We start from the raw sequence: 17,245 nt of genomic DNA on the forward strand, positions 1-17,245 counted from the left end.
GCCGGCCGAGCGGGTCACCCCGGCACCGGATACATCGAGCCGCGTCGGCCCTCGGGCGAGGCGAGCCACTGGAGCCTGGCCTCGCAGCCGGTGTCGGGCAGCGGAGTGTGCAGCACGATCGCCAGGTCCGGCCGGGCCGGCACCCGCAGCTGGGTGGCCTCCAGGACCAGACGGCCGACGAGCGGGTGCTCGACCTCCTTGCGGTTCTGCCCGGCGGGGGCGATGTCGCGCCGCTCCCACAGTTCTGCGAAGAGCGGGCTGACCGCCCTGGCCTCCTCGACGACCGCCCGGAACCCGTCGTCCTCCGGACACTCCGAGCAGGCCGCCCGGAACTGGGCCACCACCTGCGGGGCGAGCGCGTCCCAACTCGCCCCGGTGCGGGAGCGGTAGACGGGGTCGGTGAAGAAGGCGATCAGACAGTTCTGCCGGATGTCCGGGCGCATGCCGAGGACCGCGCCGGCCGCGTCGTTGTACAGGACGGTGTTCCAGTACCGGTCCATGATGTGGGCCGGGTACGGCATCCAGGCGTCGATGAGCCGGGTCAGCCCCTCGCACATGTCGGCGTCGGCCGGATCGACCTCGGCCGGCGGCGGGTTCAGCCCGGCCAGTACGTACAGATGGCGGCGCTCGGCGCTCCTGAGCCGCAGCACGCGGGCGACGGAGTCCAGCACCTGCGGGGAGACGGTGATGTCGCGGCCCTGCTCCAGCCACTGGTACCAGGAGACGCCGACTCCGGCGAGGACCGCGACCTCCTCGCGGCGCAGGCCCGGGGTGCGGCGACGGGCGCCGCCGTCCGGCAGGCCCGCTTCGGCCGGGGTGACGCGGGCCCGGCGGCTCATCAGGAACTCGCGCAGTTCGGCGAGGCGGTGCGCCTTCGTGTCGTCCGTCGCCTGCCGGGCCGGTGTGGCCACGTACTCCCCCTGTGTCCGTGCGTGCGCCTGCCTGGTGGTGCGGGCAACAGGATAAGTTCCCGCTCCCCACGGTTATTCCGGCCGCCGCAGGGTGGACCGCATGGCGATCGAATCCCCTTCCACCACTGCTTCTCCCGCTGCTTCTTCCTCTGTGGCTTCCGCTTCGGCTTCCGTGCCGCCCCGGCTCTCCGGCCGGGCCCGGCTGGTCCTCTTCGTGCTGTGCGCCGCCCAGTTCATGGTGGCCCTCGACTTCTCCGTGCTGAACGTGGCGCTGCCCGTGCTCGGCAAGGACCTGGGGCTGAGCACCACGGGCCTCCAATGGGCCATCACCGCGTTCGCGCTGCCGTCGGGGGGCTTCCTGCTGCTGTTCGGGAGGATCGCCGATCTGTACGGGCGGCGCCGGCTGTTCCTCACCGGGCTCACCGTCTTCGGCGCCTCGTCCCTGCTGGCGACGCTGGCCTGGGACCCGGCCTCCTTCCTCGCCGGGCGGGCGCTCCAGGGGCTGGGGGCGGCGGTCATCGTGCCGACCGGGATGTCCCTGCTCACCACCACGTTCCCGGAGGGGCCACTGCGTGACCGGGCGCTCGGGATCAGCGGGACGCTGCTGTCGCTCGGCTTCACGGTGGGCATGGTCGCGGGCGGCGTCCTGACGGACACGCTGGGCTGGCGCTCCACGATGGGCCTGCTGGCGCTGGCCTCGCTCGTGGTGCTGGCGGTGGCCCCGAAGGTGCTGGAGGAGTCGCGTACGGCGGACCGGCCCCGGCTGGACGTGCCGGGCGCGGTGAGCGTCACCGGCGGTCTGCTGGCGCTGATCTACGCCCTGACCACGGCGGCGGAGCGCGGCTTCGGCGGCGCGGACGTGCTGGTCACGCTGGTCCTCGGGGTCGCTCTGCTCGCCGCGTTCGTCCTGGTGGAGTCCCGCTCGGCGGCCCCGCTGGTGTCGCTGCCGATGCTGCGGCGGCGGACGGTGGCGTTCGGCAACCTCGGCGGTCTGATGACCTTCTCGATGATGAGCACGGTCGTCTTCGTGCTGACCCTGTACCTCCAGGAGGTCCTGGACCTCTCGCCGTTCGCCACCGGGCTGGTCTTCGGTGCGCAGGGCGCGCTGTCGGTGGTGGCCGGGATGTACGCGCCGAAGGTGATCGGCCGGATCGGCGCACGCCGGACCCTGGCGCTGTCGCTGCTCGGCCAGGGCCTGTTCATCGGCGCGCTGCTGGGCCTGGGCACGGAGTCGGGCGTGTGGCTGGCCACGGCGGCGGTGTCGTTGGCGAGCATGTGCCACCTGGGCGCGATCATCGCGTACGGACTGACCGTGACCTCCGGCATCCCGAACGAGCAGCAGGGCCTGGCCACGGGTCTGGTCACCACGACCCAGCAGGTGGGCCTGACGGTCGGCATCCCGCTGCTGGGGGTGCTGGCCACGACGCAGGACACGCTGTTCGACGGCGTACGGACGGTGGTGGCGGTCACCGCGGCGATCCTGCTGGCGGCGGGCGCGGCGGTGGCGACGGGGCTGCGCCGCGGCTGACCTTCCTGCCGGTACGAGGACGGGCCCGCTCCCCACGGAGGAGGAGCGGGCCCGTTCGCGTACGCGTCCTACGGCCGGTCCAGGCGCAGCCGCTCCGCCTTCGGGAGTCCGGCGACCACCAGGTCGTAGGAGTCCTCGATCATTTCGCGCAGCAGCCGGTCCGGGACGCCGGAGACGGTGACCGTGTTCCAGTGGCGCTTGTTCATGTGCCAGCCGGGCACGATCGCGGGGTGCGTCTCGCGCAGCCGGATCGCCTCGTCGGGATCGCACTTGAGGTTGACCGTGAGCGGCCGCCCGTCCAGCGCGGTGAGGGCGAACAGCTTGCCGAGCACCTTGAACACGGAGGTCTCCGGGCCGAACGGGAACTCCTCCACGCTCGCGTTGAACTCCAGGCAGAAGGCCCGCAGCCGCTCCGGCGTCATTCCGCTTCCTTCTCCTCGGTCTCTTTGTGCTCCGGCTCCACGAGCACCGTGACGATCTTGTTCCGGCGGCCGGCCGGGGACTCGGCGGTGAGGCGGAGCCTGCGGCCGTCGGGCAGCTCGACCGTGGCCGAGGCGCCGGCGATCGGGACCCGGCCGAGCGCCTTGGCGAGCAGACCGCCGACGGTCTCCACGTCCTCGTCGTCGTACTCGTCGAGGTCGAAGAGGTCGCCGAGGTCCCCGATGTCGAGCCGGGCGGTGACCCGGTAGCAGCCGTTCTCCAGCTCCTGGACGGGCGGCAGCTCCCGGTCGTACTCGTCGGTGATCTCGCCGACGATCTCCTCCAGGATGTCCTCGATGGTGACGATGCCCGCGGTGCCGCCGTACTCGTCGATGACGACCGCGACGTGGCTGCGGTCCTGCTGCATCTCGCGCAGCAGGTCACCGGCGTTCTTGGTGTCGGGGACGAAGGCGGCGGGGCGCATCGCGGTGGAGACCGGGTCGGCCTCGGACTCGCGGTTGATGTGCGTCTTGCGGACCAGGTCCTTGAGATAGACGATCCCGACGACGTCGTCCTCGTTCTCGCCGGTGACCGGGATCCGGGAGAAGCCGGAGCGCAGCGCGAGGGTGAGGGCCTGGCGGATCGTCTTGTAGCGCTCGATGGAGACGAGGTCGGTGCGCGGCACCATGACCTCGCGGACCAGGGTGTCGCCCAGCTCGAAGACGGAGTGCACCATGCGGCGCTCGTCGTCCTCGATGAGCGACTCCGCCTCGGCGAGGTCGACCATGGCGCGCAGCTCGGCCTCGCTGGCGAACGGGCCCTTGCGGAACCCCTTGCCCGGGGTCAGCGCGTTGCCGACGAGGATCAGCAGCTGCGGGATCGGGCCCATGATCCTGGCCAGCGGCAGCAGCACGTACGCCGATGCCGTGGCCGTGTTCAGCGGGTGCTGGCGGCCGATGGTGCGCGGCGAGACGCCGATGGCGACGTAGGAGACGAGGACCATCACGCCCATCGCGACGGCCAGCGCCTCCCAGGTCTCGGGAAACTCCTGGAGACAGGCGTATGTGACGAGGACTCCGGCCGACATCTCGCAGGCGACCCGCACCAGCAGGGCGACGTTGAGATAGCGGGTCGGGTCGGCGGCGATCTGCGCGAGCTTCGCGCTGCCGCGCCGCCCGGACCGGACCGCCTCGTCCGCCCGGAAGCTGGAGGTGCGGGCGATGCCGGCCTCCGCGCAGGCGGCCAGCCAGCCGACCATGACCAGCAGAACCGCGCCGACGATCAGCGGCGCGCTCACGAGACGGTGGGGGCCGGGGACGCGCCGGTGAGCCCGTGCTCCCCGCGCCAGCCGTCCACGATGGCGGCCTGGAGACCGAACATCTCGGCCTTCTCGTCCGGCTCCTCGTGGTCGTACCCCAGCAGGTGCAGCACTCCGTGGACGGTCAGGAGCTGGAGCTCCTCGTCCATGGAGTGCTGCGTCGGGGCCTCTTCGCCCTGCTTCTTCGCGACCTCCGGGCAGAGCACGATGTCACCGAGGAGCCCCTGCGGGGGCTCCTCGTCGTCCTTGGCCGGCGGACGCAGCTCGTCCATCGGGAAGGACATGACATCGGTCGGACCGGGAAGGTCCATCCACTGGATGTGCAGCTGCTCCATGGCGTCGGTGTCCACCACGATCACCGAGAGCTCGGACAGCGGGTGGATCCGCATCCGGGCCAGTGCGTAGCGGGCGATGTCGAGGATCGCCTGCTCGTCGACCTCGGTTCCGGACTCGTTGTTGACGTCGATCGACATGGTGCGCTGCGACTACTTCCCTTTACGGCGGTCGCGTCGGCCGTCTTCGCGGCCTTCCGCCTGACCGTCTCGCTGACCGTTTCGGCTGTCGTACTTCTCGTACGCGTCGACGATACGGCCGACGAGCTTGTGCCGGACGACATCCTGGGAGGTGAGGCGCGAGAAGTGCACGTCGTCCAGGCCCTCCAGGATGTCCTGGACCTGCCGCAGCCCGCTCTTCGTACCGCTCGGCAGGTCGACCTGGGTGATGTCACCGGTGATGACGATCTTCGAGTCGAAGCCGAGGCGGGTGAGGAACATCTTCATCTGCTCGGCGCTGGTGTTCTGCGCCTCGTCGAGGATGATGAACGCGTCGTTGAGCGTACGGCCGCGCATGTACGCCAGTGGCGCGACCTCGATCGTGCCCGCCGCCATCAGCCGCGGGATCGAGTCGGGGTCGAGCATGTCGTGCAGGGCGTCGTAGAGCGGACGCAGATACGGGTCGATCTTGTCGAACAGGGTGCCCGGCAGGAAGCCGAGCCGCTCCCCCGCCTCGACCGCGGGCCGGGTCAGGATGATCCGGCTGACCTGCTTGGACTGGAGCGCCTGGACCGCCTTGGCCATGGCGAGATAGGTCTTGCCCGTACCGGCGGGACCGATGCCGAACACGATCGTGTGCTCGTCGATCGCGTCCACGTACCGCTTCTGATTGAGCGTCTTGGGGCGGATGGTGCGGCCGCGGTTGGAGAGGATGTTCTGCGTGAGCACCTCGGCGGGCGTCTCGCCCTGCGGCTCTCCCTGTCCGTTGCCGGCCGCCCTGAGCATGGCGATCGACCGTTCCACTGCGTCCTCCGTCATCGGCGCTCCGGTGCGGAGCACGAGCATCATCTCGTCGAACAGGCGTTGGATGAGAGCGACGTCGGCGGCCTCGCCCGTGGCACTGATCTCGTTGCCCCGGACATGGATGTCGGCCGCCGGGAAAGCCTCTTCGATCACGCGCAACAGCGAGTCACCCGATCCCAGGAGCATCACCATGGGGTGTGCGGCCGGAATCCTGATCTGGGCACGCGCCTGCGGCTGTGTGGGTGTCTGAGTCATGGGCCGGCCCTCGGGCCTGCGCATACCTCCCGTTGCAGGGTTCTCGCTGCTCGACAACCTCTGGATTACCAAGCCTACGACCTGGCGCTGACAACGCAGAGTGCTTTTACCGCCCGTGTGTGCGACCCGGGCCGCCACGGTGTACGGCTCGGCCGGCGCCCGCTCACTGGCGGAAGCCGATCGTAGGCACCGCGCGCCGCAGCGGCCAGGCGCGGGCCGTGGTGGGCAGGAGGTCGTCCAGGAAGGCGTAGCGCTCCAGGGCGGCGGGGTCCTGGCCCTCGCAGGTGCGGATCCGCTGCCACCAGGCGGCCACCTCGGCCCAGCCGGGGGCGGAGAGCGAGCCGCCGAACTCCTGGACCGAGAGGGCTGCGGTGAGCCCGGCGAAGGCGAGCCGGTCGGCGAGCGGCCAGTCGGCGAGGGTGCCGGTCACGAAGCCGGCGACGAACACGTCCCCGGCGCCGGTCGGGTCGAGGGCCTCCACCTCGATGGCGGGCACCGCCGCGGCGGCGCCGGTGCGCCCGTCGACGGCGTACGCGCCCTCGGCGCCCAGGGTGACCACGGCGAGCGGGACGCGTTCGGCGAGCGCGTGGGCGGCGGCGCGCGGGCAGTCGGTACGGGTGTAGCGCATCGCCTCCTCCGCGTTGGGCAGGAACGCCTCGCAGTGCGCCAGGTCGGGCAGGGCGTCCAGGTCCCAGCGGCCGGTCTCGTCCCAGCCGACGTCGGCGAAGATCAGCGCGCCGTCCCGGGCGGCGGTGGCCACCCAGGGCTCGGCCCGGCCCGGGGCGAGCGAGGCGATCGCGGCACGGGCACGCGGCGGGCAGTGCGGGAAGGCCGGGGCGGGCGCGGGGCGTTCGGCGGGTTCGGTGGGGGCTGGGCCTTTCGCAGGCCCAGCGGCCCCGTTAGCGGCAGGAACCCCGCTGGGCGCCGGGGCCTCGTGGCCGTGGGAGACCATCGTGCGCTCGCCCTCGTACGCCATCGAGACGGTGACCGGCGAGTGCCAGCCGGGGACGGTGTGCGACATCGACAGGTCGATGCCCTCACCCTGTTCGAGGGCGTCCCAGCAGTACTCCCCGTAGTGGTCGTCGCCGAACGCGGCGGCGAGCGAGGTGCGCAGGCCCAGGCGGGCGAGGGCGGTGGCCATGTTGGCGACGCCGCCCGGGCTGGATCCCATCCCCCGGGCCCAGGACTCGGTACCGCGCACGGGCGCGCTGTCCAGGCCGGTGAAGATGATGTCGAGGAAGACCGTGCCCGTCAGGAAGACGTCGCAGGCGGGGTCGCGAGGGGCGCGCAGCGCCAGCAGCGGGTCGATGCCCGGAGTCTCTGTGCTCACCGTGCGCTCCCGGGGTCGTGCGGCGGATCTCGGCCGGATCCGGACCGTGTGAGATGCGGCCAGTCTGCCCGATCGGCACAGGGGAACGCAGTGTCCGCGCCCAAGTGTTCGCAGCACGCCTGACCTGCATAAACATGCGCTAATACCCGGACCTCACCTGCATAAACGCATAAGTGACCCAGATCACATCGGGGCGGCTTTCGAGGAGCCGGGAGCGCTTGATACAAATTGCCCCGCGAGCACCTTCGGGCACGTTGTCCGACGAGAGCCGCAATCTCCTGGCATATCGCCTTACCTCCGCAGTACCCGCATGTCCTCCCGCAGCACCCCCATGCCTTCCCGCAGTACCCCTCCCCGCTCTTCTCTCCTCCCCGCGTCTTCTCTCCCCCTCCCCCCTGCCTGCTCAGGCATGTCTTCAGGAACGCCCATGTCCTCGCGCCCCGGTGCCGCGTGGCCCCTGGTTGCCGTCTTCACCGCCGGCTACCTCGCCTCCTACCTCCTCCCCACCGTCGTCGGCCGGCTCAGCGCCCATCTCGGGCTGAGTCCCGCCCAGGCGGGCCTGGTCGGCAGTGCTCTGCTCCTCAGTTCGGCCGGTGCCGGCTTCACCCTGGCGGGCCGGGTCGAGCGGTACGGGGCGCGCACCCCCGCCCGCGCCGGGCTGCTGCTGGCCGCCGTCGGTTACGGCTGCGCCGCGCTCGCCGGGTCCGTACCCCTGGTGGTGCTCGGCGTGGTGGTCGGCGGCTTCGGCTCGGGCACCGCGACGGCGGTCGCCGCGGCCGGGATCGCCGCCCGGCGCGACCCGCACCGGACGTCCTCGCTCGGGCTGCTCACCGTGTCCGCCACGGCGGGCGTCCTCTATCTGACGATCCCCCACCTCGGCGGCGGACACCGGCTTCCGTTCGCCGCGATCGCCCTGGTCGCCCTGCTCGTCTGGCCCGCGACCGCCCGGCTCGGCGGCGCGACGGCGGCGGAGGAGACCGCATCGCCGATCACCGGGCGGCTCCCGCACCGCCGTTCCGGGCTCGTCCTGGCGGGCGGCATGCTCGTCTGGTCCATGGCGCAGAACGCGCTGTGGGGCGTGAGCAGCCGCATCGGCATCACGCAGGCGGGACTGACCGAGGTCACCGTCGGCGCCGTCTTCGCCGCCGCCCTCGGCGCGGGTCTGCTGGGTGTCATGGGGGCCGGTCTGCTCGGCGCCCGGCTCGGCCGGGCGGTGCCGATCGGGCTGGGGACCGTGGTCATCGCGGCGAGCATCGTGCTCAGCTCCTCGGCCCGGGACCTCGGCTCGTTCGCGACCGGCGAGGTGCTGTGGAACACCGTCTACCCGGTGGTCCTCTCCTACCTCATCGGTCTGGCCGCCTCCCTGGACGTACGCGGCCGTTGGGCGGTGCTGGCGGGCTCCGCCTCCTCCGTGGGGGTAGCCTGCGGTCCGCTGCTGGGCAGCGTGCTCTCCGAGGAGGCCGGCTATCCGGTGATGGGGCTGATCCTGGGGGCGGCCACCCTGCTGGTCGCCGCGCCGGTGACCGCCGTGGCACTGCACACCGGCGGCCGTCCGCTGGTGCCCGGTTCGGTGCGCCGCCGCGGTGGCGCCCCGGCCGCCCTGCTCGCCGCCACCACCACCGGCAGCCTGTCCGGCGCGGTGCCGAAGCTCGGTTCCCCGGAGCAGGCCGTCACGGAGCTGCGCGTACCGGCCCTGCGGCGCAGGCGGCTGGTGCGCAGCGCGATCCGGACGGCCGGTCCGGACGGCGGTTCCGGTCAGTCGAACGCGTACGCCTCGACCTCGGACAGGTAGCGCGCCCTGCGCTCCTCGTCGTGGTCGAGGAAGGCCGCCTCGAAGGAGTTGCGGGCCAGGGTGCGCAGCTGCTCCGGTTCCAGGGCGAGCGCGTCCCGTACGGCGTCGAAGTTGTCGCCCGCGTACCCGCCGAAGTAGGCGGGGTCGTCGGAGTTGACCGTGCAGAGCAGGCCCGCCGCCATCATCCGCGGCAGCGGATGATCCTTCAGCGTGTCGACCGTGCGCAGCCGTACGTTGGAGAGCGGGCAGAGCGTGAGCGGCACCCGGTCGGCGACCAGCCGTGCCACCAGCTCCGGGTCCTCCAGGCAGCGCAGCCCGTGGTCGACGCGCTCGACGCCGAGGATGTCCAGAGCCTCCCGGATGTACTCCGGCGGGCCCTCCTCCCCCGCGTGGGCCACCTTGCGCAGGCCGAGGGCGGTGGCCTCCTCGTACACCGCGCGGAACTTGGCGGGCGGGTGGCCGACCTCGGCGGAGTCCAGGCCGATCGCGCTGATCCGGTGCAGATAGGGCTTGGCCGCGTCCAGGGTGCCGAGGGCCGATTCGGCGGACAGGTCGCGCAGGAAGCACATGATCAGCTGGGTGGAGACGCCGTGGGTCTCCTCACTGCGCTCCAGCGCCCGCCCGATCCCTTCGATGACCGTGCCGATCGGGACGCCCCGGGCGGTGTGGGCCTGCGGGTCGAAGAAGACCTCGGCGTGCCGCACGCCCTGGGCGGCGGCACGGGCGAGATAGGCGTCGACGAGTTCGGCGAAGTCCTCCTCGGTGCGCAGCACGGCCATCAGCGCGTAGTAGAGGTCCAGGAAGGACTGGAGGTCCTCGAACTCATAGGCGGCGCGCAGCTCGTCGGTGGTGGCGTACGGCAGGGTCACCCCGTTGCGCTCCGCGAGGGCGAAGGCCAGTTCGGGTTCGAGGGTGCCTTCGATGTGGAGGTGGAGTTCTGCCTTGGGGAGGTGCACGGTGTCTCGCAAACGGTGGTGCTGGTGGGTTCAGTGGTGGTGCCGGGTGGGGACCGGTACCCGGATCAGGTCCTGGGCGACGGTGAGTTCGCCGTCGAACCCGGCGGCGCGGGCCTGGGTCTCGAAGAGCTCCGGGTCGCTGTAGCGCTGGGAGAAGTGGGTCAGCACGAGGTGGCGCACGCCCGACTCCTGCGCCACCCGGGCGGCCTGGCCGGCGGTCAGGTGCCCGTGGTCGACGGCCAGCTTCTCGTCCCCGTCGAGGAAGGTCGACTCGATGACGAGCATGTCGCAGCCCTCGGCGAGCGCGTACACCCCGTCGCAGAGCCGGGTGTCCATGACGAACGCGAACCGCTGTCCGCGCCGGTGTTCGGAGACCTGGTCCAGGGTGACGCCGTCGAGGGCGCCTTCGCGCTGGAGGCGGCCGACGTCCGGTCCGGTGATGCCGTGCTCCTTGAGCAGGGCGGGCAGCATGCGCCGGGTGTCGGGCTCGGTGAGGCGGTAGCCGTACGACTCGACGGGGTGCGAGAGCTTGTGGCTGTCCAGGGTGTACGAGGCCGTGGTGGCGAGGACCGCGCCGGCTCCGGAGACCGGGACCTGGGTCAGCTCTACGGTCTCGCGGTAGGCGGTGGCGTACCGCAGCCGGTCGAAGAAGTGCTGCCCGCTCGCCGGGTAGTGCGCGGTCACCGGGTGCGGCACCTGGTCGAGGTTGATCCGCTGGATCACCCCGGCGAGCCCGAGGGAGTGGTCGCCGTGGAAGTGGGTGACGCAGATCCGGTCGATGTCGTGCGCGGCGACCCCGGCCCGCAGCATCTGGCGCTGGGTGCCCTCGCCGGGGTCGAAGAGAATGCCCTCGCCGTCCCAGCGCAGCAGATAGCCGTTGTGGTTGCGGTGCCGGGTGGGGACCTGGCTGGCGGTGCCGAGCACCACCAACTCGCGTACGGACATGGGGAGAGGCTCCTGACGGGCGGGCGCTATCCGGGCGGCCACTGGAGGCCGCGGCCTCCCAGGACGTGGGCGTGCGCGTGGAAGACCGTCTGGCCGGCGCCGGAGCCCGTGTTGAGGATGATCCGGTAGCCGGTGGAGTCGATCTTTTCGTCGGCGGCGACCGCTCCGGCCTCGGTCAGCACGTCCGCGGCGATCCGCGGTTCGGCGGCGGCGAGGGAGGCCGCGTCCGGGTAGTGGACCTTGGGGATGACCAGGACGTGGGTCGGGGCCTGCGGATTGATGTCGCGGAAGGCGACGGTGGTCTCGCTCTCGCGGACGATGGTCGCCGGGATGTCTCCCGAAACGATCTTGCAGAACAGGCAGTCGGTCTGCGGCTCTCCCGCCATGGCCGGGCCTCCTCGTCGCTGGTGGTCGGTTCGCCTCTCCGAAGAGAAGTACTCCGAAGATCAGTACACGGGCATGCTATCGCCGGGCCGCCGCCCGGCACGGGGTGCCGCCCGCGTTTCAGCCCCAGCGCCCCGTGCGTCCCAGCAGCAGCGCGGTCGCGGCGGTCCCGGCGGTGGAGGTGCGCAGCACGCTGCGGCCCAGGCGGTACGGGCGGGCGCCCGCCTCGGCGAAGGCGGCCAGCTCCTGCGGCGATACGCCGCCCTCGGGGCCGACGACGAGCATGATCGTGCCGGTGGCGGGGAGTTCGGCGGTGGCCAGAGGGGTGCTGTCGTGGTCGCGGTCCTCGTGGAGGACCCCGGCGAAATCGGCGGCGGCGAGCAGGGCGGCGACCTGCTTGGTCGTCATGGCGTCGGCCACCTCCGGGAAGCGCACCCGGCGGGACTGCTTGCCCGCCTCGCGCGCCGTGCTGCGCCACTTCGTCAGCGCCTTGGCGCCCCGGTCGCCCTTCCACTGGGTGATGCAGCGGGCCGCCTGCCAGGGCACGATCGCGTCGACGCCGGTCTCGGTCATCGTCTCGACGGCCAGCTCGCCCCGGTCGCCCTTGGGGAGGGCCTGGACGACGGTGATCCGGGGTTCGGGCTCCGGCTCCTCCTGGACGGCCGCGCGGAGGGTGACCGTGAGCCGGTCCTTGCCCTCGGCGGCGTGGACGACGCCCTCCGCCCACTGGCCGAGGCCGTCGGTGAGGACGACGTCCTCGCCGGGCTGGAGCCGCTTGACGGAGACGGCGTGCCGTCCTTCGGGCCCGTCCAGGACGAACTCCGGCCCGGTGGGCATCCGTTCGACGACGAAGACCGGTGCGGTCACCGGGGGCTCCTCATGCTCAGGGCCGACCGGGCGGCCTCCAGTTCGGCGGCGAGCAGCTCGATCAGCTCGCCGGCGGGCAGTTCGCGGGCCATCCGGTGGCCCTGCCCGGCCCACAGGGCCATGCCCTGGGCGTCCCCGGCCTTGGCGGCGGCCTGGCGCAGCCCGCTGGTGACGTAGTGGACCTGGGGGTAGGCGGCGGGGGCGTACGGGCCGTGTTCGCGGACGAAGCGGTTGACCAGGCCGCGGGCGGGCCGCCCGGAGAAGGCGCGGGTCAGCTCGGTGCGGACGAACAGCGGATTGGTCAGGGCCTGCTTGTGCAGCAGGTGCGCGCCGGACTCGGGGCAGATCAGGAAGGCGGTGCCGAGCTGGGCGGCGTCCGCGCCCGCCGCGAGGACGGCGGCGATCTGGGCGCCGCGCATCAGGCCGCCGGTGGCGACGATCGGGATCTGCACGGTCTCGCGGACCTGGGTGATGAGGGAGAGCAGTCCGATGCCGGTCTGGTCGGCCTGCGGGTCGTCGCGGTGGGTGGACTGGTGGCCGCCCGCCTCGACGCCCTGGACGCAGACGGTGTCGGCGCCGGCCCACTGGGCGCTCTGGGCCTCCTCGGCCGAGGTGACCGTGACGATGGTGTGCGTCCCGGCCCTGGCGAAGGCGTCGAGGGTGTCGCGGGTGGGGCAGCCGAAGGTGAAGGAGACCGCCGGGACCGGGTCCTCGAGCAGGATCGCGACCTTCGCCTCGTAGCCGTCGTCGCCGCTGCTGTCCGGGTCGCCGAGCGGGGTCTCGTACCAGGCGGCCTCGCCGGCGAGCTGGTGGCGGTAGACCTCGACGGCGCTGGGGTCGGCGAGCGCGGGCTGCGGCATGAAGAGGTTGACGCCGAACGGCCCGCCGGTGAGCCGACGCAGCTGTTTGATCTCGTTGTACATGCCGTCCGCCGTTTTGTACCCGGCGGCCAGGAATCCGAGCCCGCCGGCTTCCGCGACGGCGGCGGCGAGCTGGGGTCCGGACGCGCCGCCCGCCATGGGGGCCTGCACGATCGGATACCGGCAGAGATCGGTCAACTCGGAGGACATGACCGCATCGTGCCACGTGCCCGTGCACGGGGCCGAATCAGCCAGCCGACGGCCTGACCGGTTCTCCCGCCATACGCCGCACCGCCCGCCGGTACGGAACCGGCGGGCGGTGCGGTGAAAGGCCGAAAGGGGTTCAGCGGCCGTTGAACGCGTCCTTCAGACGGGAGAAGAGGCCCTGCTGACCTGGCTGGAATTGACCCAAGGGCCGTTCCTCGCCGCGGAGCTTGGACAGCTCCCGCAGCAGCCGCTCCTGCTCGGGGTCGAGCTTGGAGGGGGTCATCACCTCGACGTGCACGATCAGGTCGCCCCGGCCGCCGCCGCGCAGATGCGTGATCCCGCGCCCGTGCAGGGGCACGGACTGGCCGGACTGGGTGCCGGGCCGGATGTCGATCTCCTCCAGGCCGTCCAGCGTCTCCAGCGGGCACTTGGTGCCCAGGGCCGCGGCCGTCATGGGGATGGTGACCGTGCAGTGCAGGTCGTCGCCGCGCCGCTGGAAGACGGCGTGCGGCAGCTCGTGGATCTCCACGTACAGGTCGCCGGGCGGGCCGCCACCGGGGCCGACCTCGCCCTCTCCGGCGAGCTGGATACGGGTGCCGTTGTCGACGCCCGCCGGGATCTTGACCGTGAGCGTGCGCCGCGAGCGGATGCGGCCGTCGCCGGCGCACTCCGGGCAGGGGGTGGGCACGACCGTGCCGAAGCCCTGGCACTGCGGGCAGGGCCGCGAGGTCATGACCTGGCCCAGGAAGGACCGGGTGACCTGCGAGACCTCGCCGCGGCCGCGGCACATGTCACAGGTCTGGGCGGAGGTGCCGGGGGCCGCGCCCTCGCCGCTGCAGGTGTTGCAGACGACGGCCGTGTCGACCTGGATGTCCTTGGTGGTGCCGAAGGCCGCCTCGTTGAGGTCGATCTCCAGCCGGATCATGGCGTCCTGGCCGCGCCGGGTCCGCGAACGGGGCCCGCGCTGCGCGGCGTTGCCGAAGAACGCGTCCATGATGTCGGAGAAGTTGCCGAAGCCGCCGGCTCCGAAACCGCCCGCACCGCCGCCGCCTCCGCCGTTCGCGGAGAGCGGGTCGCCGCCGAGGTCGTAGACCTGCTTCTTCTGCGGGTCCGAGAGCACCTCGTAAGCGGCGTTGATCTCCTTGAACCGCTCCTGGGTCTTCGGGTCCGGGTTGACATCCGGGTGCAGCTCGCGGGCGAGCCGACGGAATGCCTTCTTGATCTCGTCCTGAGATGCGTCGCGGCGCACGCCGAGTACGGCGTAGTAGTCCGTGGCCACTTACGACTCCGCCAGGATCTGTCCGACGTAACGTGCCACTGCGCGTACCGCTCCCATCGTTCCGGGGTAGTCCATGCGGGTCGGTCCGACCACGCCGAGTTTGGCGACTGCCTCGTCGCCCGAACCGTAGCCGACCGCGACGACGGACGTGGAGTTGAGCCCCTCGTGGGCGTTCTCGTGCCCGATCCGTACGGTCATGCCCGAGTCCGTCGCCTCACCGAGCAGCTTCAGCAGGACGACCTGTTCCTCCAGTGCTTCCAGCACCGGCCGGATCATCACCGGGAAGTCGTGTCCGAAGCGGGTGAGGTTGGAGGTGCCGCCGATCATCAGCCGCTCCTCCGTCTCCTCGACCAGGGTTTCGAGGAGGGTGGAAAGGACGGTGGAGACCGTCCCCCTGTCCTCGCTGTCGAAGGATTCCGGCAGCTCCTGCACCAACCGCGGGACATCCGCGAAGCGGCGTCCGACGACCCGGCTGTTGAGCCGGGCCCGCAGATCCGCGAGCGATGCCTCGCCGAACGGCGCAGGGCAGTCGATCATACGCTGTTCGACCCGGCCGGTGTCCGTGATCAGGACGAGCATCAGCCGGGCGGGGGCGAGCGCCAGCAGCTCCACGTGCCGCACCGTCGAGCGGGTCAGCGAGGGGTACTGCACGACGGCGACCTGCCGGGTCAGCTGCGCGAGCAGCCGCACGGTCCGGCCGACCACGTCGTCGAGGTCGACCGCGCCGTCGAGGAAGTTCTGGATGGCCCGGCGCTCGGGCGAGGACAGCGGCTTGACGCCCGCGAGCTTGTCGACGAAGAGGCGATACCCCTTGTCGGTGGGGATGCGCCCCGCGCTCGTGTGCGGCTGGGCGATGAAGCCCTCGTCCTCCAGCACCGCCATGTCGTTGCGGACGGTGGCCGGAGAGACCCCCAGCCGGTGCCGCTCGGTCAGCGCCTTGGAGCCGACGGGCTCCTCGGTGCCGACATAGTCCTGGACGATGGCGCGCAGCACTTCGAGTCTGCGTTCGCTCAGCATCGCGCACACCTCCAGCTGTGTCTCTCCGGATCTCTCCGGTGTCCGGCTGGCACTCGGTGCGTTCGAGTGCCAGCAATCCCGTCGTCAGTGTACGGGGGTGGGGTGGGGCCGGGGCAAGGGCGACCGGCCACGCTCCCACGAGACCGCGCAGGTCGTTGCCGATAGCGTCGTGGTATGGACGTCGCTTGGGAAGACTTCGGCTGGGAGCGGTTGGGCAACGGTATCGGCAGGCGGCGGCTCCCGGGCTGGGACGCCACCGCCGGGCTGGTCGCCGGGCCGGACGGGGTGCTGCTGTACGACACGGGCGCGACCCTGCGCGAGGGCGTGGAGCTGCGCCGGCAGGCGGAGGCACTGCTCGGGCGGAGGGTGACGCATATCGCACTGAGCCACCCGCACTTCGATCATGTGCTGGGCACCGCCGCGTTCGCCGGGGCGCAGGTGTACGGGGCGGTGGGCGTCGGGGCGCTGCTGCGGGACGGGGCGGAGCAGCTGTGCGCCTCGGCGGTGCGCCACGGGGTCACGGAGGACGAGGCGGCCCGGTCGGCGGACACGCTGGTGGCCCCGCACCACGAGGTGTGCGGCGACTGGACGCTCGATCTGGGCGGCGGCCGTCAGGTGCTGCTGGCGAACGTGGGTCCTGGGCACAGCGGCCATGACCTCGCGGTGCTGGTGCCGGGTTCGGACGGCGGGCCTCCGGTGGTGTTCTGCGGTGATCTGGTGGAGGAGTCGGGCGAGCCGCAGGCCGGCTCGGACGCGATCACCTCGCGCTGGCCGGCCGCGCTGGAGCGGCTGCTGGCGCTGGGCGGCGAGGACGCGCTGTACGTGCCGGGGCACGGGGCCGTGGTGGACGCGGCCTTCGTCCGGGCGCAGCGGGCGTCGCTGGAAGAGCGGTTCGCGGTGGCGTGACGCCTGCGGGTGCGACACCTGCGGGTGTGACACCCGTGACGGGTGACGCCCGCCGGCGCGGGTACGGCGAATATCGTCGTGCCATGCGCAGCTACCAGCCGGACCTGACCCCGCCGTGGAAGAGGTCCGCCCCCGTGCCCGAGGTGCCCGCCGAACCCGATCTGGTCGTGGAGGAGGTCGCCACCGGCTTCTGCGGGGCGGTGATCCGCTGCGAGAAGACGGCCCAGGGTCCGACGGTGACCCTGGAGGACCGGTTCGGCAAGCACCGGGTGTTCCCGATGGAGCCGCGCGGCTTCCTGCTGGAGGGCAAGGTCGTCACGCTGGTGCGCCCGGGCCCCGGCGGTCCCGTGCGCCCCACCCGTACGGCTTCGGGTTCGGTGGCGGTGCCCGGGGCGCGGGCCCGGGTGGCGCGGGCCGGGCGGATCTATGTGGAGGGCCGGCACGACGCGGAGCTGGTGGAGCGGGTGTGGGGCGACGACCTGCGGATCGAGGGCGTGGTCGTGGAGTACCTGGAAGGGGTGGACGACCTTCCGGCGATCGTCGGGGAGTTCGCGCCGGGGCCCGACGCCCGGCTGGGGGTGCTGGTGGACCATCTGGTGCCCGGTTCCAAGGAGTCCCGGATCGCCGAGCGGGTGACCGGTGACCATGTGCTGGTGGTGGGGCATCCGTACATCGACGTGTGGGAGGCGGTGAAGCCGTCCTCGGTGGGGATCGACGCCTGGCCGGTGGTGCCGAGGGGGCAGGACTGGAAGACCGGCGTGTGCCGGGCGCTGGGGTGGCCGGAGAACACCGGGGCGGCCTGGCAGCACATCCTGTCGAAGGTCCGCAGCTACAAGGACCTTGAACCCCAACTGCTGGGCCGGGTGGAGGAATTGATCGACTTCGTCACCCTTCCGGACTGATGTCCCCGGGCTGAGGCCGGCCCATCCCGGATGATCATGTGCCGATCCCTGTGAATGTCTGCGCCCCACACGC

At 72.0% G+C, this 17,245-nt stretch carries 17 protein-coding genes; 4 read left to right on the plus strand and 13 right to left on the minus strand.

The window, feature by feature from the left end; translation table 11 throughout:
* Positions 1-14: 14 nt before the first annotated feature.
* Positions 15-911, minus strand: coding sequence for a helix-turn-helix transcriptional regulator (locus tag G3I54_RS06440; RefSeq protein WP_164612014.1), 897 nt, complete (start codon positions 909-911; stop codon positions 15-17).
* Positions 912-1,011: 100 nt separating this feature from the next.
* Between G3I54_RS06440 and G3I54_RS06445 the strand changes: the two genes are divergently transcribed.
* On the plus strand, positions 1,012-2,439 hold the full coding sequence (locus G3I54_RS06445) for an MFS transporter (RefSeq protein ID WP_203685590.1): 1,428 nt from the start codon (positions 1,012-1,014) through the stop codon (positions 2,437-2,439).
* 68 nt (positions 2,440-2,507) lie between these two features.
* On the opposite strand, the gene G3I54_RS06450 is transcribed toward G3I54_RS06445, so the two are convergent.
* The 5 genes from G3I54_RS06450 to G3I54_RS06470 all read right to left on the minus strand — a co-directional run bounded on the left by G3I54_RS06450 (position 2,508) and on the right by G3I54_RS06470 (position 7,057).
* Entirely contained in the window at positions 2,508-2,861 is a 354-nt protein-coding gene (locus tag G3I54_RS06450) for an MmcQ/YjbR family DNA-binding protein (protein ID WP_164612018.1), read from the minus strand.
* Positions 2,858-4,156, minus strand: coding sequence for a hemolysin family protein (locus tag G3I54_RS06455; RefSeq protein WP_164612020.1), 1,299 nt, complete (start codon positions 4,154-4,156; stop codon positions 2,858-2,860). The genes G3I54_RS06450 and G3I54_RS06455 overlap by 4 nt, the downstream gene beginning before the upstream one ends.
* Entirely contained in the window at positions 4,153-4,650 is a 498-nt protein-coding gene (gene ybeY / locus G3I54_RS06460; RefSeq protein WP_003969265.1) for an rRNA maturation RNase YbeY, read from the minus strand. The genes G3I54_RS06455 and ybeY overlap by 4 nt, the downstream gene beginning before the upstream one ends.
* 12 nt (positions 4,651-4,662) lie before the next feature.
* On the minus strand, positions 4,663-5,727 hold the full coding sequence (locus G3I54_RS06465; RefSeq protein ID WP_164612022.1) for a PhoH family protein: 1,065 nt from the start codon (positions 5,725-5,727) through the stop codon (positions 4,663-4,665).
* Between the two features lie 163 nt (positions 5,728-5,890).
* Complete coding sequence (locus G3I54_RS06470) at positions 5,891-7,057, minus strand: PfkB family carbohydrate kinase (RefSeq protein WP_164612024.1); 1,167 nt, start codon at positions 7,055-7,057, stop codon at positions 5,891-5,893.
* A 427-nt stretch (positions 7,058-7,484) separates the two neighbouring features.
* Here G3I54_RS06470 and G3I54_RS06475 point away from each other — a divergent pair, with 427 nt between their 5' ends.
* Entirely contained in the window at positions 7,485-8,849 is a 1,365-nt protein-coding gene (locus G3I54_RS06475) for an MFS transporter (protein ID WP_164612026.1), read from the plus strand.
* Here the strand turns inward: G3I54_RS06475 and G3I54_RS06480 are convergent.
* The 7 genes from G3I54_RS06480 to hrcA all read right to left on the minus strand — a co-directional run bounded on the left by G3I54_RS06480 (position 8,813) and on the right by hrcA (position 15,364).
* Entirely contained in the window at positions 8,813-9,805 is a 993-nt protein-coding gene (locus G3I54_RS06480; protein WP_164612028.1) for an adenosine deaminase, read from the minus strand. The two genes, G3I54_RS06475 and G3I54_RS06480, sit on opposite strands and share 37 nt — an antisense overlap.
* Positions 9,806-9,835: 30 nt before the next feature.
* Complete coding sequence (locus G3I54_RS06485; protein ID WP_164612030.1) at positions 9,836-10,750, minus strand: ribonuclease Z; 915 nt, start codon at positions 10,748-10,750, stop codon at positions 9,836-9,838.
* A 26-nt stretch (positions 10,751-10,776) separates the two neighbouring features.
* Positions 10,777-11,136 (minus strand): histidine triad nucleotide-binding protein, encoded by a 360-nt coding sequence (locus tag G3I54_RS06490; RefSeq protein WP_164612032.1) that lies wholly within the window; start codon positions 11,134-11,136, stop codon positions 10,777-10,779.
* 118 nt (positions 11,137-11,254) lie between these two features.
* Entirely contained in the window at positions 11,255-12,001 is a 747-nt protein-coding gene (locus tag G3I54_RS06495; RefSeq protein ID WP_164612035.1) for a 16S rRNA (uracil(1498)-N(3))-methyltransferase, read from the minus strand.
* Positions 11,998-13,071, minus strand: a complete 1,074-nt coding sequence (locus G3I54_RS06500) for a nitronate monooxygenase (RefSeq protein WP_164612037.1) — start codon at positions 13,069-13,071, stop codon at positions 11,998-12,000. The genes G3I54_RS06495 and G3I54_RS06500 overlap by 4 nt, the downstream gene beginning before the upstream one ends.
* 133 nt (positions 13,072-13,204) lie before the next feature.
* Positions 13,205-14,347 (minus strand): molecular chaperone DnaJ, encoded by a 1,143-nt coding sequence (dnaJ, locus tag G3I54_RS06505; RefSeq protein WP_103510146.1) that lies wholly within the window; start codon positions 14,345-14,347, stop codon positions 13,205-13,207.
* Positions 14,348-15,364, minus strand: a complete 1,017-nt coding sequence (gene hrcA / locus G3I54_RS06510) for a heat-inducible transcriptional repressor HrcA (RefSeq protein ID WP_030585444.1) — start codon at positions 15,362-15,364, stop codon at positions 14,348-14,350. It lies immediately after the preceding gene.
* A 174-nt stretch (positions 15,365-15,538) separates the two neighbouring features.
* Between hrcA and G3I54_RS06515 the strand changes: the two genes are divergently transcribed.
* Together G3I54_RS06515 and G3I54_RS06520 are read left to right on the plus strand one after the other, a co-directional pair.
* Positions 15,539-16,270 carry an MBL fold metallo-hydrolase gene (locus G3I54_RS06515; RefSeq protein WP_164612039.1) on the plus strand — a complete coding sequence of 244 codons (732 nt, stop codon included), beginning with the start codon at positions 15,539-15,541 and terminating at the stop codon, positions 16,268-16,270.
* A gap of 83 nt (positions 16,271-16,353) precedes the next feature.
* A complete protein-coding gene (locus G3I54_RS06520; RefSeq protein ID WP_164612041.1) occupies positions 16,354-17,172 on the plus strand; it encodes a DUF3097 domain-containing protein in 819 nt (272 codons plus the stop codon).
* Positions 17,173-17,245 lie beyond the last annotated feature (73 nt).

Origin of the sequence: Streptomyces sp. SID14515 (assembly GCF_010548505.1) — a bacterium.
In the GTDB taxonomy this organism is placed as follows: Bacteria; Actinomycetota; Actinomycetes; order Streptomycetales; family Streptomycetaceae; genus Streptomyces; species Streptomyces caviscabies.

What these genes read in the sequence shown, in the direction of transcription:
- G3I54_RS06445 (WP_203685590.1), top strand. Translation starts at nt 1,012, where the DNA reads ATGGCGATCGAATCCCCTTCCACCACTGCTTCTCCCGCTGCTTCTTCC.
- G3I54_RS06450 (WP_164612018.1), bottom strand. Translation starts at nt 2,861, where the DNA reads ATGACGCCGGAGCGGCTGCGGGCCTTCTGCCTGGAGTTCAACGCGAGC.
- ybeY (WP_003969265.1), bottom strand. Translation starts at nt 4,650, where the DNA reads ATGTCGATCGACGTCAACAACGAGTCCGGAACCGAGGTCGACGAGCAG.
- G3I54_RS06465 (WP_164612022.1), bottom strand. Translation starts at nt 5,727, where the DNA reads ATGACTCAGACACCCACACAGCCGCAGGCGCGTGCCCAGATCAGGATT.
- G3I54_RS06475 (WP_164612026.1), top strand. Translation starts at nt 7,485, where the DNA reads ATGTCCTCGCGCCCCGGTGCCGCGTGGCCCCTGGTTGCCGTCTTCACC.
- G3I54_RS06485 (WP_164612030.1), bottom strand. Translation starts at nt 10,750, where the DNA reads ATGTCCGTACGCGAGTTGGTGGTGCTCGGCACCGCCAGCCAGGTCCCC.
- G3I54_RS06490 (WP_164612032.1), bottom strand. Translation starts at nt 11,136, where the DNA reads ATGGCGGGAGAGCCGCAGACCGACTGCCTGTTCTGCAAGATCGTTTCG.
- G3I54_RS06500 (WP_164612037.1), bottom strand. Translation starts at nt 13,071, where the DNA reads ATGTCCTCCGAGTTGACCGATCTCTGCCGGTATCCGATCGTGCAGGCC.
- hrcA (WP_030585444.1), bottom strand. Translation starts at nt 15,364, where the DNA reads ATGCTGAGCGAACGCAGACTCGAAGTGCTGCGCGCCATCGTCCAGGAC.
- G3I54_RS06515 (WP_164612039.1), top strand. Translation starts at nt 15,539, where the DNA reads ATGGACGTCGCTTGGGAAGACTTCGGCTGGGAGCGGTTGGGCAACGGT.
- G3I54_RS06520 (WP_164612041.1), top strand. Translation starts at nt 16,354, where the DNA reads ATGCGCAGCTACCAGCCGGACCTGACCCCGCCGTGGAAGAGGTCCGCC.